The organism is Rhizobium etli 8C-3, from assembly GCF_001908375.1.
In the GTDB taxonomy this organism is placed as follows: Bacteria; Pseudomonadota; Alphaproteobacteria; order Rhizobiales; family Rhizobiaceae; genus Rhizobium; species Rhizobium etli_B.
Window position 1 is genome coordinate 1,557,771 of sequence record NZ_CP017241.1, and the last position, 24,748, is coordinate 1,582,518.

The window sequence follows — 24,748 nt, forward strand, 5'->3', positions numbered from 1 at the left end:
GCGCGAACGGAGCGATCACGATGGCGATAGGGAAAGCGGCAGGGGCAAATCGGACCGATATCATGAAGAGCTACTCCAAATCTGTGGTTTGGGTAGAGGTAGCCCGCGGCATGATGGGGCGGTAGGCGCATCATATGCATTCCATTCGTGCGTTTGACGCCATGTCAAATTGCGCCGGCCGTGCTATGGTCGCCCATATGTCGCATCCCGATCTCAATCTGCTTATCACCCTTGATGTGCTTCTGGCGGAAGGCAGCGTCGCCCGCGCCGCCAAAAGGCTGCGGCTAAGCCCGTCCGCGATGAGCCGAGCGCTGGCGAGAGTGCGCAAGGCGACCGGCGATCCGCTGCTGGTCCGGGCCGGGCGCGGCCTTGTTGCGACGCCGCGGGCGCTCGAGCTTCGCGAGCGCGTCTGCCAGCTCGTGCAGGACGCCGAAGACGTCCTTCGCCCCGCAGAGACACTCGACCTGACACGGCTTGTGCGGACATTCACCCTCAGAAACCAGGATGGCTTTGTCGAGAATTTCGGGCCCGATCTCATTGCGCGCGTCGGCCAACAGGCAAAAGGCGTGCAGTTGCGTTTCGTACCAAAGCCGGACCGGGACAGCGCGGCGCTGCGCGATGGCAGCGTTGACCTGGAAACGGGCGTCGTGGGACAAGCCATGGGGCCGGAGGTGCGCGCGCAAGCGCTGTTTCGAGACCGCTTCGTCGGCGTTGTCCGCATGGGGCATCCGTTGTGCGAAGTCGCGGTCACGCCTGCCCGTTACGCTGCCGGGCGGCATATTCTCGTTTCGCGGCGCGGGCTCGACAGGGGCCCGATCGATGATGCGCTTGAGCCATTGGGTCTGAAACGGGAGATCGTAACGGTCGTCGGCGGCTTTTCGGAAGCTCTGGCCCTGGCGCGTGCCTCGGATCTGATCGCCAGCGTCCCCGAACGCTACACGGGAAACCTGCGTGACGGGCTGTTCTCTTTCCCTCTGCCGGTTTCGCCGCCGGACATTACGATCTCGCTGTTGTGGCACCCCCGGACGGACCTCGATCCGGCGCATCGCTGGCTGCGCGAGTGCGTTCGAACGGTTTGTACGGGCAGGCCGGTTCAAGCAGTCAGTTCGTCGCCTTCTCGACGGTGATCTCGCCGAACTCGTCGATCAGCACGGTCCAGCCCTCGGATTCGGCATTCGGATCGGTCTTCAGATAGACCGTGGCGAAGAGGCCCGGCTGCTTGCTCATGCCCGTGGAACTTTCCGGCCGGATATCGGTGACATAGGGTTTGAGCTGCGTGAATTCTTGCAGCTCGACGCTGGAGACGATTTCCGGGCCGCCGTCTGCCTGCGCGATTTGCTGCAGGTAGATTTTCGACGTCTTGTCCGGCTGGCGGACGGAAAAGAGCTTGTAATAGCCGCGGCGCGGTTGAGGCTTCGCTTTTTCCGGATCGCTTGCTGCGCCCGGCGCACGCTCGATCGCGATATCGGCGCGGCTTTCCTCCCAATAGCCGGTGCTGGTTGCAAAGATCACGGCGGGCGGAAGGATCGTGTCGGCCGGCCTCGCAAGGCCTGGGTGGCCGGTGACGAGCGCTGCGGCAAGAAAAGCGAGCCGAAGCTGCATGGCCTCAATCCTCGAACTGTTCGGCAAGAATGCGATCCGACCATGAGCGGTCCGGATCGGAAAGGATGCGCGCCGTCATGTGCTCCGACTGGGCGATGCGGATATGCAGCACGGACTTGACCTCGGCATTGTCGGCAACTGCATTCACAGGCCGCTTTTCGGCCTCGAGAATATGGATGTCGACCGTCACCTTGTTCGGCAGCAGCGCGCCGCGCCAGCGCCGGGGGCGGAAGGCGCTGACCGGCGTCATGGCAAGCAGCGGTGCTTCCAGCGGCAGGATCGGGCCGTGGGCGGAAAGATTGTATGCGGTGGAGCCCGCCGGGGTTGCCACCATGAGGCCGTCGCAGATCAGTTCCGCAAGACGCACATGCCCGTCGACCTCGACGCGCAGCTTGGCGGCCTGGTAGGACTGACGGAAGAGCGAGACTTCGTTGATCGCGAGTGCCGTGGAATTGGTGCCGTCGGCGTTGGCCGTCGTCATCTGCAGGGGATGGAAGGCATTCTCGACGGCCGCGCAGATGCGATCCTGCAGTTTCTCGGTGCGAAAGTCGTTCATCAGGAAACCGACGGAACCGCGGTTCATGCCATAGACGAGCTTGCCGGAATTCATCGTGCTGTGCAGCGTCTGCAGCATGAATCCGTCGCCTCCGAGCGCCACGATGACATCGGCTTGTTCGGCGGGAACCTCCCCGTAGAGCCGAATCAACTCTTCGCGCGCAGCAAGCGCCTCGGTTGCCGAGGAAGCGAGGAAACAAAGCGTCTGAAACGAACGGCCCATGTGATGCCCTTTATGATTTTCGCCTAGCTAAAGGATAAAGGGCTTATGCGACAAGGTTTTTTGCACGCAAGCAACTCTGCCGCCTCCGCGGGGCCTGGCGAAGAGGCGACGGCTGTCGCTATTTCTGCTCTCGCGCCCCCGGCGCTGCTTCGCGCTGATCCCGCTCTTCCAGGTCCGGTTCGACGATGTAGAGATCGCCGTTCACGCCGGCCTGCTCCTTCAGGGCGGCCCGTTGTTCGCTTTCGTCTGGCCCGATTTCTCCAATGGGGCGCTCGCGCGCTCGGTTGACCTGCTGCGGCTCGATATCCAGCGAACCCTCGTGATGGCCCATCCCGCAGGCAAGCCCGCGCGCGGCCTGCAACTTGGCCTCCTCCCGACGCTCGGCAGCGGCCGCAGTGTCCGAGCAGCGTGCATCATCCGTGCCGGAATCAAACCTGTTGTCCTGACCTTGCATGTCGATCTCCTGCTGTGACTGGCTGCTACTGTGACTGGTTGATTGCATGGGGGGAGGGCCGGCCGGGCGTCTGGGCCGTCTCGAAATAGCCGGCGCTCTCGGCGGCAAGAACGGCGGCAATCGCCAGCGCGATGGCGACCGCCCAAGCATACCGCCGACTCATCGAGATGCCTCATGCGGCGGCTTGTCGTAGAGTTTCCTCACCTGGCGGTCCTGCGCGTCCTGCTCGCTGCGCGAGAGCTTGCGGTTTGTGAGCATTCCGTAAGCGATCGCGCAACCGAGAAGGAAGGTGCCGCCGGCGATAGCGAAGAGCCAAAGATAATCCGCAACCATGCTTCGATCCTCCTTGACGATTCGAACCGGTGGACGGCGGATTTGTTCCCTTGCGGCAGCAACAAGACCTGGAGGGGCCCCTGCCAGCTGCGGCTGCGGATTTCAGGAGGCTGAAAGGCGTCCGTCAGGGGCTCCGGCGGAAGCCGCGTAGCGATCGGCTGCGCGTTCGATGCTGTCGAGGGTATTCATAAGATCGACCATGTCGCAGGCCTCCGCCCACTGCATGCCGCAGATCGGGATACCGTCCAAGGCGGCTGGCTGCATTGTCATTCCATCAACAACAAGCCAGCGATCATCGGCTTCATGCCGGAGATTATACCGTCGCATCACCTCACTCCCGTGACGACCATATCATAAGTTTGGCAAGAGCGCGAAGACGCCCGGTCAATCGGTGGATAGCGAATTCAGGCCGGTCAGTGCACGGATTGCTCGGTATCGTCCAGAAACGAGCGAATGCCATCACGGGCGATTGTTGCCAGGAACTCGTCAAACGCCTCGCGGTCGGTCGCAAACGGTTCGTCCCAGCGGATGAGGTCTTCCTCCTGCGTCACGACTTCCATCGACCAGTCCTCGTTGGAGCCGGCTGTCCGGAAGATATCGACGAGCACGGTAACGCCGTCCTCGGTGAATTCACCGGCAAATTCGGAGTATTCGAGTTTCGGCTTTTTAGGCATTCGATATCGCAATCCATAATTGTCGTAGCGTCGACGAGCGAGGTACTTTCACGTGCGCCGGGTCGATTTGTCAAGGAAACAGCCAATCAAAGCAACGCCGCGGTCCGTTGCGCCGGGTCCCCGGGAAGACGGAACTCTCTTGGCCGCGTGTCGTTGTGTCCAGGTCACCACCAGCCAATGGAGCGGCAAGATGAGCAAGACAGACGTCAAAAAGCTAGTGAAGCGGGCCGAACGCCAGGTCGAAAACACCAGCGCCGGCGGCCATCTCGGCGGCACCTATTTCGGCCAGCAGGCCGACGGAAAAACGGCATCCTCGACCAATAGCGAGGCGCGAAAGTCACGCTCGAACGACGGCAGCAACTGACGCAGTGCAAGGCACCAGGCTTCGGCAGACGATTGCAACCGGGACGTGGGGACGGGGATGGGGCGCGTATGGTGAAGCAATTGGTGCCCCCGGCAGGGTTCGAACCCGCGACCCCCTGATTACAAATCAGGTGCTCTACCAACTGAGCTACAAGGGCAATGCGTGCCAACTAGCAGATTCTTCGGCTCTGTAAAGAAAAAATCCGGCCTGGGCGCGATTTCGTGATCGATTATAGACCCGATCCGTCTCCATTTCATGAACAAAAGCTGAAGTAGCGATTCAGGAGGAGTTCAGGGCAGGAAGCGCAGATTTGGCTCACCTTCATCAAGGAGATGAGCCATGAGAATTGCCCGTTTCGCCATTGCAGCCCTTCTGTCGCTCGGATCGCTCGCCGTTGCCGTTGAACCCGTGGTTGCCACTCCCGCATATGCACCTGTTGCTTCCGTCGACAAGAGCGACGTCGTGAAGGTGCACTACCGTGATCATCGCCGCCATTGGCGCCATTCGTGGCGACATGAGCGCCGTTACGGGCGCCATCATCCGTATGCCTATGAGCGCCACTATCGGCCCTGGCGTGCCGAACGCAGGTGGAGGGAACGCCAATACTGGGGGCATCACCACCGGCCGCAACACTTGTATTTCAGCATCGATCTGTGATCGCCGGAGGGCTTGTTGATGCAACCTTCGTGTGGGTCGCCCTCAAAAAGGGCGGCAGCATCGGGATAGCGAGGATCGGGCTGGCGGAGGCGGTCGACGATCAGCAAACGCAATAGCCGCCGGTGCCAACCGGCGGCTATTGCGCCGGTGGTGTCGGTGTGGGTGCGGGCGTCACAGGCGCCAGAGGATCCGGCTGGCGCGTCGGCTGGATGGGATCGACCCATATGATACTGAGAATGATGGCGACGAAGACTGCGATGAACAGGATGCCGAACAGGAGGGGCCGGATTGCCATGCCGGGTATTTTCCTTCTCTCTTGCTGTTGCGCGCGCTCCTTGAAGCTGCGCTCCGGCGAGCCTTAGGCCCGCGATTCGTTCATTTTGAGACGCCGGCTCATTTCTTCAGATGAAGGCGGGCGGCATACATCGCGATCGCAGCCGCGTTCGAGACGTTCAGTGATTTGATCTCCCCCGGCATGTCGAGCCGCGCAAGCGCGCTGACGGTCTCGCGCGTCTTCTGCCTGAGGCCCTTGCCTTCGGAACCGAGGACGAGCGCAACCTTCTCGCCCGAGAACGTGCCCTCGATCGGCTCCGGTCCTTCAGAATCCAGGCCGATCGAGAAGAAGCCGAGCCGGTGCAATTCACCGAGCGCGTCTGCAAGATTGGTGATCTGTATATAGGGAATGAGTTCGAGCGCGCCGGAAGCCGATTTCGCAAGCACGCCCGATTCGGTCGGGCTGTGTCTTTGCGTGGTGATAACGGCGCCTGCATTGAAGGCGACGGCCGAGCGCATGATAGCGCCGACATTGTGCGGATCGGTGACCTGGTCGAGCACCAAAAGCAGGGGGCTGTCCTTCAGCGCCTGAAGTCGACGGACGGGCAGCGGGCGGGTCTCCAGCATCACGCCCTGATGGATCGCATCGGGGCCGAGCACCTTGTCGATATCCTGCGGCGAGACGATCTCGATCGGAATGGCAAGGTGACCGGCATCGATTTCGAGGCGGGCGAGCGCGTTCTGCGTCACCGTCAGCTTGACGTTTTTCCGCTCGGGATTTTCGATTGCGGCGCGCACTGTATGCAGGCCGTAGAGATAGACCTGGTCGGCGGCGAGTGCGGGCGCCTTCCAATCCTGGCCGCCGCGTTTACGCTTTTGCGGATGCGGCGTCGGAATTTCGCCGCGCTCGCGCTTGGCATCGCGGTGGGCACGCCGCAAAGTGGCGTAGTGCGTATCCTTGGGGGACTTGTCGGTTGCGGGCTTGCCGCCGGATTTGTTGTCTTTGCTCATGCAGCTTTATAACGGCGGTGCTTGCCGGCGCATAGGGTTTCTTTGCCGGCGGCGGCTTTCAACGGCCGACGAAATTTTTCGTGTTTTTTCTATTGTCCTCATGTTGACATGGGCAAATGCTCCGGTCATATACGCGGCGCAGATCGAGGGGCGGCAATGCTCCTGGGTCTTCGAGCTTGGTTACGATCCAGACGAAGAACTGGAGAGATGCCCGAGTGGTTAAAGGGGACGGACTGTAAATCCGTTGGCTCAGCCTACGTTGGTTCAAATCCAACTCTCTCCACCATTCGTCACTTGGATCGGACCACCCCGCGGGTATAGCTCAATGGTAGAGCAGCAGCCTTCCAAGCTGAATACGCGGGTTCGATTCCCGCTACCCGCTCCAAGCCTTTCGGTTCTTCGCCAAGGCGCGCGTTCCGCGCGGTTTTTGGCGTGCCTTCAGGGGCAAAATTTCCGTTTGAACGACCCGGATACTGCTGCTTAACTGGGCTCCATGAGAGGCATCATGCGAAACTTGATCTTGGCCGCTGCATTTTTGCTTCCCTCGGCAGCCCTTGCCGCCGAGGCCGTGGAAATCAGGGCCCGCGATCACAGCTGTGGCGAGCTCGCCCAGTTTATCCGGCAAAACAAAACGGTATTTGTCCGAATAGGTATCGGCGGTCGCAGTTTCCGCTATCCGCCGGCGCGCTGCAGGCTGGGCGACAAGCGTTCGACGACCAGTTTGCGGGATGCCGGTGGTAACCTCTGTGTCCTCGACTATGCCTGTGTCTATGATCCAGAGTCGTTTTATAACAAGATCCCGAATTAGGCTCACGCCAGGCCGTGCGACCAGCCGCCAAAGCTTGAAGCGCTTTTGCTCGTTTGGGAGTTTTGGGATCGCGTCAGCTTGAACGACGTGCCTGCGGGATCACGCATGGATACCGCTGCCCGGCCGCGATTTTCCCTTGGTTTCAACGATTTTCGCCGGGTTCCTGGCGAATCGTCTTGCTCGGCGCGAATTGTCTCCCATATGCGCTTGCAAGCCAAGAATGGCGTTCGCAATTAGGTCTTGCGCAATCCCGCCGAAAGCCTTAAACGGCGGCACTAAACCGGCTCGCCGGGGTCACCCATTTCGTTCACAGGAAGCATTCAAATGGCAAAGAGTAAGTTTGAGCGCAACAAGCCGCACGTTAACATCGGCACGATCGGCCACGTTGACCACGGCAAGACGTCTCTGACGGCGGCGATCACGAAGTATTTCGGCGAGTTCAAGGCGTATGACCAGATCGACGCTGCGCCGGAAGAAAAGGCCCGCGGCATCACGATTTCGACGGCGCACGTCGAGTACGAGACGGCCAACCGTCACTACGCGCACGTTGACTGCCCCGGCCACGCCGACTACGTCAAGAACATGATCACCGGTGCCGCACAGATGGACGGCGCGATCCTGGTCTGCTCGGCTGCCGACGGCCCGATGCCGCAGACCCGCGAACACATCCTGCTCGCCCGCCAGGTGGGCGTTCCGGCAATCGTGGTGTTCCTGAACAAGGTCGACCAGGTTGACGACGCCGAGCTTCTCGAACTCGTCGAGCTGGAAGTGCGCGAACTGCTGTCGTCCTACGACTTCCCGGGCGACGACATTCCGGTCGTCAAGGGTTCGGCGCTGGCTGCTCTTGAAGATTCCGACAAGAAGATTGGCGAAGACGCGATCCGCGAGCTGATGGCTCAGGTGGACGCCTACATCCCGACGCCTGAGCGTCCGATCGACCAGCCGTTCCTGATGCCGATCGAAGACGTGTTCTCGATCTCGGGCCGCGGTACGGTCGTGACCGGCCGCGTCGAGCGCGGTATCGTCAAGGTTGGCGAAGAAGTCGAGATCGTCGGCATCCGCCCGACCTCGAAGACGACGGTGACCGGCGTTGAAATGTTCCGCAAGCTGCTCGACCAGGGCCAGGCCGGCGACAACATCGGCGCACTGATCCGCGGCGTGAACCGCGACGGCGTCGAGCGTGGCCAGATCCTGTGCAAGCCGGGTTCGGTGAAGCCGCACAAGAAGTTCAAGGCTGAAGCCTACATCCTGACGAAGGAAGAAGGCGGCCGTCATACGCCGTTCTTCACCAACTACCGTCCGCAGTTCTACTTCCGCACGACGGACGTGACGGGCATCGTGACGCTGCCGGAAGGCACGGAAATGGTGATGCCGGGTGACAACGTCACGGTTGACGTCGAGCTGATCGTGCCGATCGCCATGGAAGAAAAGCTGCGCTTCGCCATCCGCGAAGGCGGCCGCACCGTCGGCGCCGGTATCGTTGCATCGATCGTAGAGTAAATTCCGGGATCGGCCTGAATTGAGGAAGCCCCGCTGGAAACGGCGGGGCTTTTGCGTTGAATTGCTGTTGACGTTCGGACGTAGAACAGCGCCGATACCCCTGTTCGGCTCGGCAAGTTCTTCAAGAGCCCGCTGGAATTGTGCATGTATGCAGGTGGCCGACGACGTCAAGATTCGTGCGCGCGGGCAGGAGAAGTGGCATGAATCATGGACGTTGAGGCAGCTCAGGCGAAATTTGATCGTTGGTTCTCGATCACCACGCCTTAACCTTGCCCCCTGTTGCGGAGCCTTTATCTATTCCTTCTATTTCATGATGCGGAGGAGATTTCATGAAGAAGCGCATACTTTTTACGGGCGGTTCGGGTAAGGCCGGACGTCATGTCGTGCCGTGGCTGGTGAATGCCGGCTATGAGGTTCACAACGTCGATCTGGTGCCGCTCGACAGCCCCGGCGTCACCAACCTGGTTGCCGACATCACCGACAGCGGCGAGGTCTTCAACGCGCTGTCCATGCACCGCGATCTTCCCGACCTGGAGACGGGAAGCGGCGTCCAGGGCTTCGACGCTGTCGTGCATTTCGCTGCGATACCGCGCATTCTGATCAAGACCGACAACGAGACGTTCCGGATCAACACGATGGGCACCTACAATGTCCTCGAGGCGTCGGTGAAGCTCGGCGTCAGGAAGATCATCCTTGCCTCCAGCGAGACCACCTATGGCGTCTGCTTTGCGGAGGGGAAGAAGGATTTCCATCAGTTTCCGCTGGAGGAAGACTACGACGTCGATCCAATGGACAGCTATGGCCTGTCGAAGGTGCTGAACGAAAAGACGGCGCGCGCTTTCGCCGAGCGGTCCGGTGCCGATATCTATGCCCTGCGCATCGGAAATGTCATCGAGCCGCATGAATACGACAGGTTTCCCGGCTTCATCGCCAATCCGGAGACGCGTCGGCGCAACGCGTGGAACTATATCGACGCGCGCGATCTCGGGCAGGTCGTCCACCTGTGTATCGAAAAGAGCGGATTGGGTTTCCAGGTCTTCAATGCAGTGAACGACACCGTAACCGCCAATATTCCATCGAAGGAACTCGCCAAGCGCTTCTTTCCGAACGTGCCCTTCACCCGCGAGATCGGCGAGCATGAGGGCCTGCTTTCCAACCGCAAGATCCGCGAAGTCCTTGGCTTCAAGGAAGAGCACGACTGGCGCAAGTATGTGAAGCTCTGACCGCTGCCCATGCCGGGGTGACGGCGGATTGGGAAAAATCGAAAATCGCACTTGCATATCCCGTGCCACCGTCTTAAAGGGAGCGCCATGCTTTCAGGAAGCGCTTCGACCTCCATGGTCAAAGGGCTGAATGTAAAGCGTAAAGGGGTATAGCTCAGCTGGTAGAGCGGCGGTCTCCAAAACCGCAGGTCGGGGGTTCGAGCCCCTCTGCCCCTGCCATCTTCTTCGAAGGAAGCGCGGACGTTCTCGCAGCGGTCCGTCGGGGAGGGCACTATGGCTAATTTCGCTAGACGTCGGTTTTCCTCTTGTGCATTTGGGAATCGGTGTTTATGTAGGGTTCAACAGACACGCGGTGCGTGGGGCTGATATGTTCAGCTTTACGCGCCGTAATTGCGTGGGCAGTCGATGGCATCCAAATCCAATCCGTTTGCGTTCCTGCAGCAGGTTCGCACCGAAACGTCCAAGGTTACCTGGCCGTCTCGCCGCGAGACCATGATCTCGACGATCATGGTTCTGGTGATGGTCGTCTTTGCCGCGCTGTTTTTCTTTGCTGCTGACCAGCTGATTGGCTGGGCTTTGAGCTACGTGCTCAACACCGGCAACTGATCGGGTGGAGATATAAGATGGCGGCACGTTGGTATATCGTCCACGCGTATTCGAATTTTGAGAAGAAGGTGGCTGAATCCATCGAGGAGAAGGCCAGGCAGAAGGGGCTCGAGCATCTCTTCGAAAAGATCCTCGTGCCGACCGAGAAGGTGGTTGAAGTGCGCCGCGGCCGCAAGGTCGACAGCGAGCGCAAGTTCTTTCCGGGCTATGTCATGGTTCGAGCGAACCTGACGGACGAGGCCTACCACCTGATCAAGAACACGCCGAAGGTCACAGGCTTCCTCGGCTCCGACAACAAGCCCGTTCCGATTCCCGATTCCGAAGCCGAGCGCATACTCGGCCAGGTCCAGGAAGGTGTCGAGCGGCCGAAGGCTTCGGTGACCTTCGAAATCGGCGAGCAGGTCCGCGTTTCGGATGGCCCGTTCGCATCGTTCAACGGCACGGTTCAGGATGTGGACGAAGAGCGTTCGCGCCTGAAGGTGGAGGTGTCGATCTTCGGTCGGGCCACGCCGGTCGAGCTGGAATACGGTCAGGTCGAAAAGGTCTGATTCTCGAGATGGAAGCCGGTCGGTTACTGACCGGTTCCCGCGCGGCGGTAGCCGCCAACCGCGTGGAAGGTGAGGGGTCTTAGCCGGGCCTTAAAATCCGCACCACGCAACCGCAGCCGCCGGAGAAATCCGGCATCACTGGCCGGGCAACCGGTCATCAATGAAAGGCAGAGAGTTATGGCTAAGAAAGTTGCAGGCCAGCTCAAGCTTCAGGTCAAGGCAGGATCGGCAAACCCGTCCCCGCCGATCGGCCCGGCGCTTGGTCAGCGTGGCATCAATATCATGGAATTCTGCAAGGCGTTCAATGCCGCCACGCAGGAAATGGAAAAGGGTATGCCGATCCCGGTTGTCATCACCTACTACCAGGACAAGTCCTTTACCTTCGTGATGAAGCAGCCGCCCGTCAGCTACTTCCTCAAGAAGGAAGCGAAGATCCAGTCCGGTTCGAAGACGCCCGGCAAGGGCTCCGTCGCAGGCAAGCTGACCAAGGCTCAGGTCAAGGCGATTGCCGAAGCGAAGATGAAGGACCTGAACGCAGCAGATATCGAAGGTGCAATGGCGATGATCGAGGGCTCTGCCCGCGCCATGGGCCTGGAAGTGGTAGGTTAAGACCATGGCTGGCAAGCGCACCAAGAAGATCAACGAAGGTGTTGATCCCACGAAGCTCTATGCACTGAACCTTGCGATCGGCATGGTCAAGGACCGGGCTGTCGCCAAGTTCGATGAAACCATCGAAGTCGCCATGAACCTCGGCGTCGATCCGCGTCACGCAGACCAGATGGTTCGCGGCGTGGTCAACCTGCCGAACGGTACGGGCCGTGACGTTCGCGTCGCCGTTTTCGCTCGCGGCGCCAAGGCTGACGAAGCCAAGGCGGCCGGTGCTGACATCGTCGGCGCAGAAGAGCTGGTCGAAATCGTCCAGGGCGGCAAGATCGATTTCGATCGTGTCATCGCGACCCCGGACATGATGCCGCTCGTCGGCCGTCTCGGTAAGGTACTCGGCCCGCGCGGCATGATGCCGAACCCGAAGGTCGGAACGGTCACCATGGACGTTGCCGGGGCGATCAAGGCCTCCAAGGGCGGCGCCGTAGAGTTCCGGGTCGAGAAGGCTGGCATCGTTCACGCCGGCATCGGCAAGGCATCCTTCGACGCAAAGGCGCTGGAAGAAAACATCCGTGCCTTCGCTGATGCCGTCATCAAGGCGAAGCCGGCTGGCGCAAAGGGCAACTACGTCAAGCGCGTAGCGATCTCTTCGACCATGGGCCCGGGCGTCAAGATCGATCCGTCGTCGGTCACGGCCGCTTAACGAATTTCATCGGGCTTTGCCCGGTGGCAAGAATTCCGGCCTCGAAAGGGGCCGGAATATTCCGGAGAAATCCGGAATCCTGTCCGAGATTGCAGGTGGTTTTCCCTTAATCACTTTTGGCCTGCATGAGACGGGTAAGACCCGAATTTCGATGAAGCTCAGCTTCATGGATTTGGTTCGAGCCTTGGATGCCTTGTGCCTTCGGCCTTTTTGGCGCGAAGCGCGAGGGGGCAGGATCCTCAAGCGCCGCTTGGGATCACTTCTGATCCCGGGAGGCAAAGGCAACCCGGTGGGTCCGTTTCACGGTCCCGCCAACTGGAGATAGGCAGTGGAAAGAGCGGAAAAACGCGAATTCGTCACGGAACTGAACGAAGTCTTCAAGGCTTCGGGCTCGGTTGTCGTGGCCCACTATGCTGGTGCTACAGTCGCGCAGATGAACGACTTTCGTTCCAAGATGCGCGCTGCTGGCGGCACCGTCAGAGTCGCGAAGAACCGCCTGGCCAAGATCGCCCTTCAGGGTACGGAGGCGGAAGGGATTTCCAATCTCTTCACCGGTCAGACGCTGATTGCATACAGCGCCGATCCGATCACCGCTCCGAAAGTCGTCGTGGATTTCGCCAAGGGCAACGACAAGATCGTTGTGCTCGGCGGCGCCATGGGAACAACCACGCTCAACGCCGATGCAGTCAAGTCGCTTGCGACCCTGCCGTCGTTGGACGAACTGCGCGCGAAGCTGCTGGGCATGATCCAGACACCGGCTACCCGCATCGCAGGCGTTGTTGCAGCACCGGCAAGCCAGCTTGCCCGCGTGTTTTCGGCTTACGCCAAGAAGGACGAAGCCGCTTAAGGCGGTTTTTCGCTGTTTATAGAAAACCGGTTCGAACCGAACAAAAGGAACTGATAAAATGGCTGATCTCGCAAAGATCGTAGACGACCTCTCCTCGCTGACCGTTCTGGAAGCTGCAGAACTGTCCAAGCTTCTCGAAGAAAAGTGGGGCGTTTCCGCTGCTGCTCCGGTAGCTGTTGCTGCCGCTGCTGGTGGTGCTGGTGGCGCTGCTGCCGCTGCTGAAGAAGAAAAGACTGAGTTCGACGTCATCCTCACGGATGCCGGCGCCAACAAGATCAATGTCATCAAGGAAGTCCGCGCCATCACCGGCCTCGGCCTCAAGGAAGCCAAGGACCTCGTTGAAGCCGCTCCGAAGGCTGTCAAGGAAGCCGTTTCCAAGGCTGAAGCCGCTGACATCAAGAAGAAGCTTGAAGACGCTGGCGCAAAGGCCGACGTCAAGTAATCTTGAACTGCATCTGGGAGGCGGTCTTCACCGTCTCCCATTTGCCGTTTTTGTGAACGAATTACCCAAAAGCCGCGTGAAAACGGCTTTTGGGTAATGGGTTCTTCAAGAGCATGGTCTCGAACCGAAGCGCAGGGCAATCCGGCCATGTGGCTTCGGGAAGTGGGACGAGATTGGATTATCCATTGATCGACGGGATCGCCTGGCCAGCGGTTCCCGTCCGTTGCAGGCCCGGATGCAATTTTGAAGGAGCGACGATGGCTCAGACCCTTTCGTTCAACGGTCGTAGGCGCGTACGCAAGTTTTTTGGTAAGATCCCCGAAGTCGCAGAAATGCCGAACCTCATCGAGGTTCAAAAGGCGTCCTACGACCAATTCCTGATGGTTGAAGAGCCCAAGGGCGGCCGCCCTGACGAAGGCCTTCAGGCCGTCTTCAAATCAGTTTTCCCGATCACGGATTTCTCCGGCGCTTCGATGCTGGAATTCGTGTCCTACGAGTTCGAACCGCCCAAGTTCGACGTCGACGAATGCCGCCAGCGCGACCTGACCTATGCGGCGCCGCTGAAAGTTACCCTCCGCCTGATCGTGTTCGATATCGACGAGGATACCGGCGCCAAGTCGATCAAGGACATCAAGGAACAGTCCGTCTACATGGGCGACATGCCGCTCATGACGAACAATGGCACGTTCATCGTGAACGGTACCGAGCGCGTGATCGTGTCCCAGATGCACCGGTCGCCGGGCGTCTTCTTCGACCACGACAAGGGCAAGAGCCATTCTTCCGGCAAGCTGCTCTTCGCCGCCCGCGTTATCCCGTATCGCGGCTCCTGGCTCGACATCGAGTTCGACGCCAAGGACATCGTCTACGCCCGTATCGACCGCCGCCGCAAGATTCCGGTGTCGTCGCTGCTGATGGCCCTCGGCATGGATGGCGAGGAAATCCTCGACACTTTCTACACCAAGTCGCTCTACAAGCGCGACGGCGAAGGCTGGCGCATTCCCTTCCAGCCCGAGGCGCTGAAGGGCGCCAAGGCAATCACCGAGATGGTCGACGCCGACACCGGCGAAGTCGTGGTCGAAGCGGGCAAGAAGCTGACCCCGCGTCTGCTCCGCCAGCTTTCCGACAAGGGGCTCAAGGCTCTGAAGGCGACGGACGACGACCTCTACGGCAACTACCTTGCAGAGGACATCGTCAACTACTCGACGGGTGAGATCTATCTCGAGGCCGGGGACGAAATCGACGAGAAGACCTTGCCGGTCATCCTCGCCAACGGTTTTGACGAAATCCCGGTTCTCGGCATCGACCACATCAATGTCGGCGCCTACATCCGCAACACGCTCAACGCCGACAAGAACGAGAACCGCCAGGATGCGCTGTTCGACATCTACCGTGTCATGCGTCCGGGTGAACCGCCGACCATGGAATCGGCCGAAGCCATGTTCAACTCGCTGTTCTTCGATGCGGAGCGTTACGATCTCTCCGCCGTCGGCCGCGTAAAGATGAACATGCGTCTCGACCTCGACGTGGAAGACACTGTCCGCGTCCTGCGCAAGGACGACATCCTGGCCGTGGTCAAGATGCTCGTCGAGCTGCGTGACGGCAAGGGCGAGATCGACGATATCGACAACCTTGGCAACCGCCGCGTCCGTTCGGTCGGCGAGCTGATGGAGAACCAGTACCGTCTGGGCCTTTTGCGCATGGAGCGCGCGATCAAGGAGCGCATGTCCTCGATCGAAATCGACACGGTCATGCCGCAGGATCTGATCAACGCGAAGCCGGCAGCTGCCGCCGTTCGCGAATTCTTCGGCTCCTCGCAGCTCTCGCAGTTCATGGACCAGGTCAACCCGCTGTCGGAAATCACCCACAAGCGTCGTCTCTCGGCACTTGGCCCGGGCGGTCTGACCCGTGAGCGCGCCGGCTTTGAAGTCCGCGACGTTCATCCGACCCACTACGGTCGTATTTGCCCGATCGAAACGCCGGAAGGCCCGAACATCGGTCTCATCAACTCGCTGGCGACCTTTGCGCGCGTCAACAAGTACGGCTTCATCGAAAGCCCGTATCGCCGCATCGTCGACGGCAAGGTGACGAACGATGTTCTTTATCTGTCGGCCATGGAAGAGGCGAAGTACTACGTCGCACAGGCCAACGCCGAGCTCGACAAGGATGGTTCGTTCGTCGACGAATTCGTCGTATGCCGTCACGCCGGCGAGGTCATGCTCGCTCCGCGCGACAGCATGAACCTGATGGACGTCTCGCCGAAGCAGGTCGTTTCGGTTGCAGCCGCTCTTATCCCGTTCCTTGAAAACGACGACGCGAACCGCGCCCTCATGGGCTCGAACATGCAGCGTCAGGCTGTTCCGTTGCTGCGTGCCGAAGCTCCGTTCGTCGGCACCGGCATGGAGCCCGTCGTTGCTCGCGACTCCGGTGCAGCTATCGGTGCGCGCCGCGGTGGCGTCGTCGACCAGGTCGACGCCACGCGTATCGTTATCCGCGCAACGGAAGACCTCGAGGCCGGCAAGTCCGGTGTCGATATCTACCGGCTGCAGAAGTTCCAGCGTTCGAACCAGAACACTTGCGTCAACCAGCGTCCGCTGGTCACCGTCGGTGACGTTGTCAACCGCGGCGACATTCTCGCGGACGGTCCGTCGACCGATCTCGGCGACCTGGCTCTCGGCCGCAACGCACTCGTCGCGTTCATGCCGTGGAACGGCTATAACTACGAAGATTCGATCCTGCTCTCCGAGCGTATCGTTGCCGACGACGTGTTCACCTCCATCCACATCGAAGAATTCGAAGTGATGGCGCGCGACACGAAGCTTGGTCCCGAAGAAATCACGCGCGATATCCCGAATGTTTCGGAAGAAGCGCTGAAGAACCTCGACGAAGCAGGCATCGTCTACATCGGCGCCGAAGTTCAGCCGGGTGATATCCTTGTCGGCAAGATCACGCCGAAGGGCGAAAGCCCGATGACGCCGGAAGAAAAGCTCCTGCGCGCCATCTTCGGCGAAAAGGCGTCCGACGTCCGCGATACGTCGATGCGCATGCCACCAGGCACTTACGGCACGATCGTCGAAGTGCGAGTTTTCAATCGCCACGGCGTTGAAAAGGACGAGCGCGCGATGGCAATCGAGCGCGAAGAGATCGAGCGTCTTGCCAAGGACCGTGACGACGAGCAGGCGATTCTCGACCGTAACGTCTACGGCCGTCTGATCGAGATGCTCCGCGGCCAGATGTCCATCGCCGGCCCGAAGGGCTTCAAGAAGGGCACAGAGCTATCGAACGCCGTCGTCTCCGAATACCCCCGCTCGCAGTGGTGGATGTTCGCAGTCGAGGACGAGAAGGTCCAGAGCGAACTCGAAGCACTCCGCGGCCAGTACGACGAATCGAAGTCGCGCCTTGAGCAGCGCTTCATGGACAAGGTCGAAAAGGTCCAGCGCGGCGACGAAATGCCTCCGGGCGTCATGAAGATGGTCAAGGTCTTCGTCGCAGTGAAGCGCAAGATCCAGCCGGGCGACAAGATGGCCGGCCGTCACGGCAACAAGGGTGTTGTGTCGCGCATCGTTCCGGTCGAAGACATGCCGTTCCTCGAAGACGGCACGCATGTCGACGTCGTTCTGAACCCGCTCGGCGTGCCTTCGCGCATGAACGTCGGCCAGATCCTCGAGACGCACCTCGGCTGGGCTTGCGCTGGCATGGGCAAGCAGATCGGTGACCTGATCGAAGCCTACAAGGCGAACGGCAATATCGAACCGCTGCGCAAGACGATCGGCGACGTTGTCGGCGACGGTCCGAAGGCCGAGCAGGTCAAGGACTTCGACGATGACTCGGTTCTGCGTCTTGCCGACCAGTGGAAGCGCGGCGTTTCGATCGCAACGCCCGTCTTCGACGGCGCCCATGAAGGCGATGTCAACGACATGCTGCGTCTGGCGGGTCTCAAGGACTCCGGTCAGTCGACGCTGTATGACGGCCGTACCGGCGAGCAGTTCGACCGTCAGGTGACCGTGGGCTACATCTACATGCTGAAGCTCAACCATCTGGTCGACGACAAGATCCACGCCCGTTCGATCGGTCCTTACTCGCTCGTGACCCAGCAGCCGCTGGGCGGCAAGGCCCAGTTCGGCGGCCAGCGCTTCGGCGAAATGGAGGTCTGGGCTCTGGAAGCATACGGCGCAGCCTACACGCTGCAGGAAATGCTGACGGTGAAGTCGGACGACGTTGCCGGCCGCACCAAGGTCTACGAAGCCATCGTCCGGGGCGACGATACGTTCGAAGCGGGTATTCCCGAAAGCTTCAACGTCCTCGTCAAGGAGATGCGCTCGCTCGGCCTTTCCGTCGAACTGGAGAACTCGAAGGTCGAGGATCTGCAGCAGGCGAGCCAGTTGCCGGACGCAGCCGAGTAACCACTTGATAGGGGTGTGCGCCTTAAGAGGGCGCACGCCGTTCCCGCCATGGCCCCGTAATGAGGCGGCCGGGCAGGGACGTTTCCGCCGCATTGTGCGGTTATTGTCGTTTTGAGCGTTGGCGCGGCTCCCGGGATTTGCCGCCGACCATCGCAAGCTAAGGGCGCTTTCGCCCATGAAGGAGACAGGCATGAACCAAGAGGTCATGAATCTTTTCAATCCGCAGGTGCCTGCACAGAATTTCGACTCCATCCGGATTTCGATTGCCTCTCCGGAGAAGATCCTTTCCTGGTCCTACGGTGAGATCAAGAAGCCGGAAACCATCAACTACCGCACGTTCAAGCCGGAACGCGATGGTCTCTTCTGCGCGCGCATCTTCGGGCCGATCAAGGATTACGAGTGCCTTTGCGGCAAGTACAAGCGCATGAAATACAAGGGCATCATCTGCGAAAAGTGCGGCGTCGAAGTTACACTGTCGCGCGTTCGCCGCGAACGCATGGGCCATATCGAGCTTGCAGCACCCGTTGCCCACATCTGGTTCCTGAAGTCGCTGCCGAGCCGCATTTCCACTTTGCTCGACATGACGCTGAAGGATGTCGAGCGCGTCTTGTATTTCGAAAACTACATCGTCACCGAGCCTGGCCTGACGGCTCTTAAGGAGCATCAGCTTCTCTCTGAAGAAGAGTACATGCTGGCCGTCGACGAATATGGCGAAGACCAGTTCACGGCGATGATCGGCGCTGAAGCCATCTACGAGATGCTGGCATCGATGAACCTCGAGAAGATCGCCGGCGATCTGCGTTCCGAGCTTGCCGACACCACGTCGGATCTCAAGCAGAAGAAGCTGATGAAGCGGCTGAAGATCGTCGAGAACTTCATGGAATCCGGCAACCGTCCGGAATGGATGATCATGAAGGTCGTTCCGGTGATCCCGCCGGATCTGCGTCCGCTGGTTCCGCTCGATGGTGGCCGCTTCGCGACGTCGGACCTCAACGATCTCTATCGCCGCGTCATCAACCGCAACAATCGTCTGAAGCGCCTCATCGAGCTTCGTGCGCCGGGTATCATTATCCGCAACGAAAAGCGCATGCTGCAGGAATCCGTCGATGCGCTGTTCGACAACGGCCGCCGCGGCCGCGTCATCACGGGTGCCAACAAGCGCCCGCTGAAGTCGCTCTCCGACATGCTCAAGGGCAAGCAGGGCCGCTTCCGCCAGAACCTGCTCGGCAAGCGCGTCGACTATTCCGGCCGTTCGGTCATCGTGACCGGCCCGGAGCTGAAGCTGCACCAGTGCGGCCTGCCGAAGAAGATGGCGCTCGAACTCTTCAAGCCGTTCATCTACGCCCGCCTCGACGCCAAGGGTTATTCCTCGACGGTCAAGCAGGCAAAGAAGCTGGTCGAGAAGGAAAAGCCGGAAGTCTGGGATATCCTCGACGAGGTCATCCGCGAGCATCCGGTTCTCTTGAACCGCGCACCGACGCTGCACCGCCTGGGCATCCAGGCCTTCGAACCAACCCTGGTCGAAGGCAAGGCGATTCAGCTGCATCCGCTCGTTTGCACGGCCTTCAACGCCGACTTCGACGGTGACCAGATGGCCGTCCACGTGCCGCTGTCTCTCGAAGCCCAGCTTGAAGCCCGCGTCCTGATGATGTCGACGAACAACATCCTGCACCCGGCAAACGGCGCACCGATCATCGTTCCGTCGCAGGACATGGTTCTCGGCCTCTACTATCTCTCGATCATGAACCAGAACGAGCCGGGCGAAGGCATGGCCTTCTCCGACCTCGGCGAGCTGCATCATGCACTCGAAAGCAAGGTCGTCACGCTGCACACCAAGATCCGCGGCCGCTTCAAGTCGATCAGCGAGGACGGCAAGCCGTACTCCAAGATCTATGAAACGACCCCGGGCCGCCTGCTCATCGGCGAACTGCTTCCGAAAAACGGCAAGGTTCCCTTCGACATCTGCAACCAGGAAATGACCAAGAAGAACATCTCCAAGATGATCGATACGGTCTACCGTCATTGCGGCCAGAAGGACACGGTCATTTTCTGCGACCGTATCATGCAGCTCGGCTTCTCGCATGCCTGCCGCGCCGGCATCTCCTTCGGCAAGGACGACATGGTGATCCCGGATACCAAGGTGAAGATCGTCGGCGATACCGAAGCACTCGTGAAGGAATACGAGCAGCAGTATAACGACGGCCTCATCACACAGGGCGAAAAGTACAACAAGGTCGTCGATGCCTGGGGCAAGGCCACCGAGAAGGTCGCCGAAGAGATGATGGCCCGCATCAAGGCTGTCGAGTTCGACGAAAAGACCGGCCGCCAGAAGCCTATGAACTCGATCTACATGATGAGCCACTCGGGCGCCCGCGGTTCTCCGAACCAGATGCGTCAGCTGGGCGGCATGCGCGGCCTGATGGCCAAGCCGTCGGGCGAAATCATCGAGACTCCGATCATCTCGAACTTCAAGGAAGGTTTGACCGTCAACGAGTACTTCAACTCGACGCACGGCGCCCGTAAGGGTCTGGCAGACACCGCCTTGAAGACGGCGAACTCGGGCTACCTGACCCGCCGCCTCGTCGACGTCGCGCAGGATTGCATCGTCAACTCCGTGGATTGCGGCACCGACAAGGGCCTCACCATGACCGCCATCGTCGATGCCGGTCAGGTCGTTGCCTCGCTCGGCGCACGTATCCTCGGCCGTACGGCACTCGACAACATCGATCACCCGGTCACCGGCGAGCGCATCGTCGATGCCGGCAAGATGATCCTCGAGCCAGACGTCGTCGAGATCGAAAAGGCCGGTATCCAGTCGATCCGCATCCGTTCGGCACTGACCTGCGAGATCCAGACCGGCGTCTGCTCGGTCTGCTACGGCCGCGATCTTGCTCGCGGTACGCCGGTCAACATGGGCGAAGCAGTCGGCGTCATCGCGGCTCAGTCGATCGGCGAGCCAGGCACACAGCTCACCATGCGTACCTTCCACCTTGGCGGTACGGCAACCGTGGTCGACCAGTCGTTCCTGGAAGCTTCCTATGAAGGTACGGTTCAGATCAAGAACCGCAACCTTCTGCGGAACTCCGAAGGCATCCTCGTTGCCATGGGTCGCAATATGACCGTCCAGATCCTGGACGAGCGTGGCGTCGAGCGTTCCTCGCAGCGCGTTGCATACGGTTCGAAGCTTTATGTGGACGAGGGCGACAAGGTGAAGCGCGGCCAGCGTCTTGCCGAGTGGGATCCCTACACCCGTCCGATAATGACGGAACTGGCCGGTACGGTTCAGTTCGAAGACGTTGTCGACGGTCTCTCCGTGCTCGAAGCGACCGACGAATCAACGGGTATCACCAAGCGTCAGGTCATCGACTGGCGTTCGACCCCACGTGGTTCGGACCTCAAGCCGGCAATCGTCATCAAGGACGCAAGCGGCAACGTCGCCAAGCTGTCTCGCGGCGGCGATGCCCGCTTCCTGCTTTCGGTCGACGCGATCCTTTCGGTCGAGCCGGGCCAGAAGGTCTCGCAGGGTGACGTACTTGCCCGTTCGCCGCTGGAAAGCGCCAAGACCAAGGACATCACCGGCGGTCTGCCGCGCGTTGCCGAACTCTTCGAAGCCCGCCGCCCGAAGGATCATGCCATCATCGCTGAGATCGATGGTACGATCCGCCTCGGCCGTGACTACAAGAACAAGCGCCGCGTCATCATCGAGCCGGCGGAAGACGGTGTCGAGCCTGTCGAATACCTGATCCCGAAGGGCAAGCCCTTCCACCTTCAGGAAGGCGACTATATCGAAAAAGGCGACTACATCCTCGACGGCAACCCGGCACCGCACGACATCTTGGCGATCAAGGGCGTGGAGGCGCTGGCTTCCTACCTCGTCAACGAAATCCAGGAAGTCTACCGCTTGCAGGGCGTTGTCATCAACGACAAGCACATCGAAGTGATTGTCCGTCAGATGCTGCAGAAGGTGGAAATCACCGATGCGGGCGACTCGACCTATATCGTCGGCGACAACGTCGACCGTATCGAGCTCGAGGACGTCAATGACGGCCTGATCGAGCAGGGCAAGAAGCCTGCCTATGGCGAGCCGGTTCTACTGGGCATCACCAAGGCGTCGCTGCAGACCCCGTCCTTCATCTCCGCCGCTTCCTTCCAGGAAACGACGAAGGTGCTGACGGAAGCTGCTATCGCGGGCAAGACCGACGGCCTGCAGGGTCTCAAGGAAAACGTCATCGTCGGACGGCTCATCCCGGCCGGTACCGGCGGCACCATGACGGCAATCCGCCGCATCGCGACGTCGCGCGATGAGATGATCCTCGAAGAACGCCGCAAGGGCACGGGCGCGGATGCCGCAACTCCGATGCTCCAGGACATGGCCGGCGAAAACGCTTCGGCTGCCGAATAGTAGGCGGCCTGCCTCAGAACTGACAACCGCCCGGAGCGATCCGGGCGGTTTTTTTGTTTGATCGCGCGGCCAGGGGCAGCGATCTCCATTTTTCTTGCAGCCGCCTCCACCTATCCTGCGGAAGTCGTTCACAGGGCTCAAAACCTCATGCGGCTTTCCAATGAGGAAAAATCACCTGGGATCGCTCGATGCCGCCCTGGCCGCCGCATGGCCGACGTCGAAGCCGTTCGTGTTCACCGGCAGGACGCTTTTGTTAAGTTGAAATACCGATCAGCGTTTCGTTGGGGGCACTTTCAGCACGTTGCCAAAGCGCGATGAACGCTCAGCGATCAATTTCCCAGCTTGCACCGGTTAGGCAAGCAGGACGAGGCAATTGTGCATTCCATAACCGAGCTTGGCCTTCGCTGCTGCGACATCAATCCAGAAAAAGCGGAACAGGATCGGACAGTCACCGTCGAACGGCGTCATCTCGTGATGAAGCCAGGTGTCGGGGTAGGGACCTTCCAGATCGACGTGAAAGTAATGCCGCCGGTGGCAGATGGCGGCTCCGTTCTTGATAAAGCGGTAATCATCGATTGCAAGCGGGCGAAGAGTATTGGGCAGCGCAAGACCTGTCTCTTCGGCGAATTCGCGGGCTGCAGCTTGCTCAAGGCCCTCGCCGGGTTCGACCGTCCCGCCCGGAACCTGCAGTTCGATGTCCGGAAAATCCGGTTCGTCGAAAACAAGGAGCCGGCCGCGCCAGGTGGCATAGATCAGCACCTTTAGCGCATCCGGCCTCGCCATGTCTTCAGTTGAAGCGGATGATGGCGACTTCGCCTTCGAGCGCGCCTTGGTAAGCCGAGGCATGCGGCTCTTCTTCGGGAACGTCGGTCAGCATACCGATCTGGTCGAGGTCGGCCTCGATGAAGCCCTCTTCCGCGAGGGCGTTCAGCGCCTCGCGCACGGCGCTGTCGTCATCGGCGGCCTTCAACATCACGTGCAGGTCGACACCCTCGGCGCCATCGGACTCGTAGCCCTTGCCGATAATGATGAAGATCATCGGGCCTACGGAATTGTTGTCGTTGTCGGGCTTCTCGATCATTCATCGGTCCTTTGGATATTTAGCGATTCGAAACTCGAATCCGCATTTGACAGGCGCGGGGCCCGCGAGCGCTGATTCCTTATCCGTTTTTGCAGCGATGCCCAAGTTCAACTTGGCATGCGGTATCGGTTGCGTCTAAAAGCCTTCAAAGAGCGCACGGAGCAAGGGTTTCAAGCCGATCCGCCCAAGATTATTTGTTAACCGGCCTTGACGAACCAGCGGGAAACCAGTAGTACCCGCGCCATCGGAACCCATGTGAGGCATGGCTGTCCGGGACGTCTCGTCCTGGAGTTCTCCTCAAACAAGGTTCGAAACGCACGTTGAAGATATGATGCCTGCACGCACGACGCATGTCTTTTTTGCGTCCTCTGCCTTCAGTGGTCCATCTGCGCAAGCGGATCGGGCCACATTTTGCGCATTGACGACAGCCGTGTGATCTTGCCGGAGACGGCGCGAGTTACGCCCGCAAGGGTTTGAGAGATAAACGTAAGGGATGGTTGAATGCCTACCGTAAACCAGCTGATCCGCAAGCCTCGCCAGGCAAGTGTAAAGCGTAACAAGGTTCCTGCCTTGCAGGAAAACCCGCAGAAGCGCGGCGTTTGCACCCGCGTCTACACGACGACGCCGAAGAAGCCGAACTCGGCTCTGCGTAAGGTTGCCAAGATCCGCCTCACCAACGGCTTCGAAGTCATTGGTTACATTCCCGGCGAAGGTCACAACCTTCAGGAACACTCCGTCGTCATGATCCGTGGCGGCCGCGTGAAGGACCTTCCGGGTGTCCGTTACCACATCATCCGCGGCGTTCTCGATACCCAGGGTGTCAAGAACCGCAAGCAGCGCCGTTCGAAGTACGGTGCGAAGCGTCCGAAGTAATTCGGTTTTTGTTTTCCGGCGCTGCGCGAGGTTCTCCGCGTGGTAAAGCGCCTTAACAGTTGAAGAGACGAGAAGTATGTCCCGACGTCACAGAGCAGAAAAGCGCGAGATCAACCCGGACCCGAAGTTCGGCGATCTGGTTGTCACGAAGTTCATGAATGCCATCATGCTCGACGGCAAGAAGTCCGTTGCTGAAAACATCGTATACGGCGCATTCGACGTCGTGCAGGGCAAGTCCAAGCAGGAGCCGATCGCGGTCTTCCACGCTGCGCTCGATAACATCGCCCCGCACGTTGAAGTCCGCTCGCGCCGCGTTGGTGGTGCGACCTACCAGGTCCCGGTCGACGTCCGTCCGGAGCGCCGCCAGGCTCTCGCCATTCGCTGGCTGATCGCTGCTGCCCGCAAGCGCAACGAAACGACCATGGTTGACCGCCTTTCGGGCGAGCTTCTCGATGCATCCAACAACCGCGGCAGTGCCGTCAAGAAGCGCGAAGACACGCACAAGATGGCCGATGCTAACCGTGCGTTCTCGCACTATCGCTGGTAATTCCGAACGGTATCGAAAG

Annotated in this window: 27 protein-coding genes and 4 tRNA genes; 19 read left to right on the forward strand and 12 right to left on the reverse strand. The window is 60.0% G+C overall.

Going from position 1 to position 24,748, the window contains the following annotated elements; genetic code table 11:
• Positions 1-197: 197 nt before the first annotated feature.
• On the forward strand, positions 198-1,127 hold the full coding sequence (locus AM571_RS07880; RefSeq protein ID WP_074063128.1) for a LysR family transcriptional regulator: 930 nt from the start codon (positions 198-200) through the stop codon (positions 1,125-1,127).
• On the opposite strand, the gene AM571_RS07885 is transcribed toward AM571_RS07880, so the two are convergent.
• From AM571_RS07885 to AM571_RS07905, 7 genes are all read right to left on the reverse strand, one after another.
• Positions 1,102-1,602 (reverse strand): hypothetical protein, encoded by a 501-nt coding sequence (locus AM571_RS07885; RefSeq protein WP_074060939.1) that lies wholly within the window; start codon positions 1,600-1,602, stop codon positions 1,102-1,104. The genes AM571_RS07880 and AM571_RS07885 overlap by 26 nt on opposite strands.
• 4 nt (positions 1,603-1,606) lie before the next feature.
• Positions 1,607-2,380, reverse strand: a complete 774-nt coding sequence (locus AM571_RS07890) for an NAD kinase (RefSeq protein WP_074060940.1) — start codon at positions 2,378-2,380, stop codon at positions 1,607-1,609.
• Positions 2,381-2,498: 118 nt separating this feature from the next.
• Positions 2,499-2,834, reverse strand: coding sequence for a hypothetical protein (locus AM571_RS07895; RefSeq protein ID WP_074060941.1), 336 nt, complete (start codon positions 2,832-2,834; stop codon positions 2,499-2,501).
• A gap of 25 nt (positions 2,835-2,859) precedes the next feature.
• Positions 2,860-2,997, reverse strand: coding sequence for a hypothetical protein (locus AM571_RS36120; protein ID WP_155774419.1), 138 nt, complete (start codon positions 2,995-2,997; stop codon positions 2,860-2,862).
• Positions 2,994-3,167, reverse strand: a complete 174-nt coding sequence (locus AM571_RS36125; RefSeq protein ID WP_155774420.1) for a hypothetical protein — start codon at positions 3,165-3,167, stop codon at positions 2,994-2,996. The genes AM571_RS36120 and AM571_RS36125 overlap by 4 nt, the downstream gene beginning before the upstream one ends.
• A 102-nt stretch (positions 3,168-3,269) precedes the next feature.
• Positions 3,270-3,494: a hypothetical protein gene (locus tag AM571_RS07900; RefSeq protein ID WP_074060942.1), complete on the reverse strand. Its 225-nt coding sequence runs from the start codon at positions 3,492-3,494 to the stop codon at positions 3,270-3,272.
• Between the two features lie 86 nt (positions 3,495-3,580).
• The gene (locus AM571_RS07905) at positions 3,581-3,841 is read right to left on the reverse strand and encodes a hypothetical protein (RefSeq protein WP_074060943.1); all 261 of its coding nucleotides are present in this window, start codon (positions 3,839-3,841) and stop codon (positions 3,581-3,583) included.
• Positions 3,842-4,031: 190 nt separating this feature from the next.
• On the opposite strand from AM571_RS07905, the gene AM571_RS36905 reads away from it, so the two are divergent.
• On the forward strand, positions 4,032-4,205 hold the full coding sequence (locus AM571_RS36905; RefSeq protein ID WP_165918553.1) for a hypothetical protein: 174 nt from the start codon (positions 4,032-4,034) through the stop codon (positions 4,203-4,205).
• A gap of 81 nt (positions 4,206-4,286) precedes the next feature.
• Here the strand turns inward: AM571_RS36905 and AM571_RS07910 are convergent.
• Positions 4,287-4,362, reverse strand: a tRNA-Thr gene (locus AM571_RS07910).
• Between the two features lie 182 nt (positions 4,363-4,544).
• Here AM571_RS07910 and AM571_RS07915 point away from each other — a divergent pair.
• Complete coding sequence (locus AM571_RS07915) at positions 4,545-4,862, forward strand: hypothetical protein (RefSeq protein ID WP_074060944.1); 318 nt, start codon at positions 4,545-4,547, stop codon at positions 4,860-4,862.
• Positions 4,863-4,998: 136 nt separating this feature from the next.
• Here AM571_RS07915 and AM571_RS36910 read toward each other — a convergent pair whose 3' ends face one another.
• Together AM571_RS36910 and rlmB are read right to left on the reverse strand one after the other, a co-directional pair.
• Positions 4,999-5,157, reverse strand: coding sequence for a hypothetical protein (locus AM571_RS36910; protein WP_165918554.1), 159 nt, complete (start codon positions 5,155-5,157; stop codon positions 4,999-5,001).
• Between the two features lie 98 nt (positions 5,158-5,255).
• On the reverse strand, positions 5,256-6,146 hold the full coding sequence (gene rlmB, locus AM571_RS07920; RefSeq protein WP_074060945.1) for a 23S rRNA (guanosine(2251)-2'-O)-methyltransferase RlmB: 891 nt from the start codon (positions 6,144-6,146) through the stop codon (positions 5,256-5,258).
• Positions 6,147-6,347: 201 nt separating this feature from the next.
• On the opposite strand from rlmB, the gene AM571_RS07925 reads away from it, so the two are divergent.
• The 14 genes from AM571_RS07925 to rpoC all read left to right on the forward strand — a co-directional run bounded on the left by AM571_RS07925 (position 6,348) and on the right by rpoC (position 22,228).
• A tRNA-Tyr gene (locus AM571_RS07925) sits at positions 6,348-6,432 on the forward strand.
• Positions 6,433-6,457: 25 nt separating this feature from the next.
• Positions 6,458-6,531 (forward strand) — tRNA-Gly (locus AM571_RS07930).
• Between the two features lie 120 nt (positions 6,532-6,651).
• The gene (locus tag AM571_RS07935; RefSeq protein ID WP_074060946.1) at positions 6,652-6,954 is read left to right on the forward strand and encodes a hypothetical protein; all 303 of its coding nucleotides are present in this window, start codon (positions 6,652-6,654) and stop codon (positions 6,952-6,954) included.
• 324 nt (positions 6,955-7,278) lie between these two features.
• Entirely contained in the window at positions 7,279-8,454 is a 1,176-nt protein-coding gene (gene tuf / locus AM571_RS07940) for an elongation factor Tu (protein ID WP_039844630.1), read from the forward strand.
• 329 nt (positions 8,455-8,783) lie between these two features.
• Positions 8,784-9,677 (forward strand): NAD-dependent epimerase/dehydratase family protein, encoded by an 894-nt coding sequence (locus AM571_RS07945; RefSeq protein WP_074060947.1) that lies wholly within the window; start codon positions 8,784-8,786, stop codon positions 9,675-9,677.
• 143 nt (positions 9,678-9,820) lie between these two features.
• Positions 9,821-9,896: transfer RNA gene (locus AM571_RS07950), tRNA-Trp, on the forward strand.
• 186 nt (positions 9,897-10,082) lie between these two features.
• Complete coding sequence (gene secE, locus AM571_RS07955; protein WP_039844632.1) at positions 10,083-10,283, forward strand: preprotein translocase subunit SecE; 201 nt, start codon at positions 10,083-10,085, stop codon at positions 10,281-10,283.
• Positions 10,284-10,300: 17 nt separating this feature from the next.
• Positions 10,301-10,831, forward strand: coding sequence for a transcription termination/antitermination protein NusG (gene nusG / locus AM571_RS07960; protein ID WP_074060948.1), 531 nt, complete (start codon positions 10,301-10,303; stop codon positions 10,829-10,831).
• A gap of 177 nt (positions 10,832-11,008) precedes the next feature.
• Positions 11,009-11,440: a 50S ribosomal protein L11 gene (rplK, locus tag AM571_RS07965; protein WP_022719203.1), complete on the forward strand. Its 432-nt coding sequence runs from the start codon at positions 11,009-11,011 to the stop codon at positions 11,438-11,440.
• A gap of 4 nt (positions 11,441-11,444) precedes the next feature.
• Positions 11,445-12,137: a 50S ribosomal protein L1 gene (gene rplA / locus AM571_RS07970; protein ID WP_022719202.1), complete on the forward strand. Its 693-nt coding sequence runs from the start codon at positions 11,445-11,447 to the stop codon at positions 12,135-12,137.
• A gap of 328 nt (positions 12,138-12,465) precedes the next feature.
• Positions 12,466-12,984, forward strand: a complete 519-nt coding sequence (gene rplJ / locus AM571_RS07975; RefSeq protein ID WP_022719201.1) for a 50S ribosomal protein L10 — start codon at positions 12,466-12,468, stop codon at positions 12,982-12,984.
• A 58-nt stretch (positions 12,985-13,042) separates the two neighbouring features.
• The gene (gene rplL, locus AM571_RS07980) at positions 13,043-13,426 is read left to right on the forward strand and encodes a 50S ribosomal protein L7/L12 (protein ID WP_022719200.1); all 384 of its coding nucleotides are present in this window, start codon (positions 13,043-13,045) and stop codon (positions 13,424-13,426) included.
• Positions 13,427-13,683: 257 nt separating this feature from the next.
• Complete coding sequence (gene rpoB, locus AM571_RS07985) at positions 13,684-17,826, forward strand: DNA-directed RNA polymerase subunit beta (RefSeq protein WP_074060949.1); 4,143 nt, start codon at positions 13,684-13,686, stop codon at positions 17,824-17,826.
• A gap of 190 nt (positions 17,827-18,016) precedes the next feature.
• Positions 18,017-22,228, forward strand: coding sequence for a DNA-directed RNA polymerase subunit beta' (gene rpoC, locus AM571_RS07990; protein ID WP_074060950.1), 4,212 nt, complete (start codon positions 18,017-18,019; stop codon positions 22,226-22,228).
• Positions 22,229-22,579: 351 nt separating this feature from the next.
• Here rpoC and AM571_RS07995 read toward each other — a convergent pair whose 3' ends face one another.
• Positions 22,580-23,011: an NUDIX hydrolase gene (locus AM571_RS07995; RefSeq protein WP_074060951.1), complete on the reverse strand. Its 432-nt coding sequence runs from the start codon at positions 23,009-23,011 to the stop codon at positions 22,580-22,582.
• A gap of 4 nt (positions 23,012-23,015) precedes the next feature.
• A complete protein-coding gene (locus AM571_RS08000; RefSeq protein WP_074060952.1) occupies positions 23,016-23,309 on the reverse strand; it encodes a transcriptional regulator in 294 nt (97 codons plus the stop codon).
• Between the two features lie 501 nt (positions 23,310-23,810).
• On the opposite strand from AM571_RS08000, the gene rpsL reads away from it, so the two are divergent.
• Together rpsL and rpsG are read left to right on the forward strand one after the other, a co-directional pair.
• Positions 23,811-24,182 carry a 30S ribosomal protein S12 gene (gene rpsL, locus AM571_RS08005; protein ID WP_022719193.1) on the forward strand — a complete coding sequence of 124 codons (372 nt, stop codon included), beginning with the start codon at positions 23,811-23,813 and terminating at the stop codon, positions 24,180-24,182.
• A gap of 76 nt (positions 24,183-24,258) precedes the next feature.
• Positions 24,259-24,729 (forward strand): 30S ribosomal protein S7, encoded by a 471-nt coding sequence (gene rpsG / locus AM571_RS08010; protein WP_022719192.1) that lies wholly within the window; start codon positions 24,259-24,261, stop codon positions 24,727-24,729.
• Positions 24,730-24,748: the final 19 nt, after the last annotated feature.

Excerpts from the sequence above, each read along its gene's own strand:
- AM571_RS07900 (WP_074060942.1), bottom strand. The coding sequence starts at position 3,494 with ATGCGACGGTATAATCTCCGGCATGAAGCCGATGATCGCTGGCTTGTT.
- nusG (WP_074060948.1), top strand. The coding sequence starts at position 10,301 with ATGGCGGCACGTTGGTATATCGTCCACGCGTATTCGAATTTTGAGAAG.
- rpsG (WP_022719192.1), top strand. The coding sequence starts at position 24,259 with ATGTCCCGACGTCACAGAGCAGAAAAGCGCGAGATCAACCCGGACCCG.
- AM571_RS07895 (WP_074060941.1), bottom strand. The coding sequence starts at position 2,834 with ATGCAAGGTCAGGACAACAGGTTTGATTCCGGCACGGATGATGCACGC.
- AM571_RS36905 (WP_165918553.1), top strand. The coding sequence starts at position 4,032 with ATGAGCAAGACAGACGTCAAAAAGCTAGTGAAGCGGGCCGAACGCCAG.
- rpoC (WP_074060950.1), top strand. The coding sequence starts at position 18,017 with ATGAACCAAGAGGTCATGAATCTTTTCAATCCGCAGGTGCCTGCACAG.
- AM571_RS07885 (WP_074060939.1), bottom strand. The coding sequence starts at position 1,602 with ATGCAGCTTCGGCTCGCTTTTCTTGCCGCAGCGCTCGTCACCGGCCAC.
- AM571_RS07905 (WP_074060943.1), bottom strand. The coding sequence starts at position 3,841 with ATGCCTAAAAAGCCGAAACTCGAATACTCCGAATTTGCCGGTGAATTC.
- AM571_RS07890 (WP_074060940.1), bottom strand. The coding sequence starts at position 2,380 with ATGGGCCGTTCGTTTCAGACGCTTTGTTTCCTCGCTTCCTCGGCAACC.
- rplA (WP_022719202.1), top strand. The coding sequence starts at position 11,445 with ATGGCTGGCAAGCGCACCAAGAAGATCAACGAAGGTGTTGATCCCACG.
- AM571_RS07915 (WP_074060944.1), top strand. The coding sequence starts at position 4,545 with ATGAGAATTGCCCGTTTCGCCATTGCAGCCCTTCTGTCGCTCGGATCG.
- AM571_RS07945 (WP_074060947.1), top strand. The coding sequence starts at position 8,784 with ATGAAGAAGCGCATACTTTTTACGGGCGGTTCGGGTAAGGCCGGACGT.
- rplL (WP_022719200.1), top strand. The coding sequence starts at position 13,043 with ATGGCTGATCTCGCAAAGATCGTAGACGACCTCTCCTCGCTGACCGTT.
- rpoB (WP_074060949.1), top strand. The coding sequence starts at position 13,684 with ATGGCTCAGACCCTTTCGTTCAACGGTCGTAGGCGCGTACGCAAGTTT.
- AM571_RS08000 (WP_074060952.1), bottom strand. The coding sequence starts at position 23,309 with ATGATCGAGAAGCCCGACAACGACAACAATTCCGTAGGCCCGATGATC.
- AM571_RS07880 (WP_074063128.1), top strand. The coding sequence starts at position 198 with ATGTCGCATCCCGATCTCAATCTGCTTATCACCCTTGATGTGCTTCTG.
- AM571_RS36910 (WP_165918554.1), bottom strand. The coding sequence starts at position 5,157 with ATGGCAATCCGGCCCCTCCTGTTCGGCATCCTGTTCATCGCAGTCTTC.
- tuf (WP_039844630.1), top strand. The coding sequence starts at position 7,279 with ATGGCAAAGAGTAAGTTTGAGCGCAACAAGCCGCACGTTAACATCGGC.
- rpsL (WP_022719193.1), top strand. The coding sequence starts at position 23,811 with ATGCCTACCGTAAACCAGCTGATCCGCAAGCCTCGCCAGGCAAGTGTA.
- secE (WP_039844632.1), top strand. The coding sequence starts at position 10,083 with ATGGCATCCAAATCCAATCCGTTTGCGTTCCTGCAGCAGGTTCGCACC.
- AM571_RS36120 (WP_155774419.1), bottom strand. The coding sequence starts at position 2,997 with ATGAGTCGGCGGTATGCTTGGGCGGTCGCCATCGCGCTGGCGATTGCC.
- rlmB (WP_074060945.1), bottom strand. The coding sequence starts at position 6,146 with ATGAGCAAAGACAACAAATCCGGCGGCAAGCCCGCAACCGACAAGTCC.
- AM571_RS36125 (WP_155774420.1), bottom strand. The coding sequence starts at position 3,167 with ATGGTTGCGGATTATCTTTGGCTCTTCGCTATCGCCGGCGGCACCTTC.
- AM571_RS07935 (WP_074060946.1), top strand. The coding sequence starts at position 6,652 with ATGCGAAACTTGATCTTGGCCGCTGCATTTTTGCTTCCCTCGGCAGCC.
- AM571_RS07995 (WP_074060951.1), bottom strand. The coding sequence starts at position 23,011 with ATGGCGAGGCCGGATGCGCTAAAGGTGCTGATCTATGCCACCTGGCGC.
- rplK (WP_022719203.1), top strand. The coding sequence starts at position 11,009 with ATGGCTAAGAAAGTTGCAGGCCAGCTCAAGCTTCAGGTCAAGGCAGGA.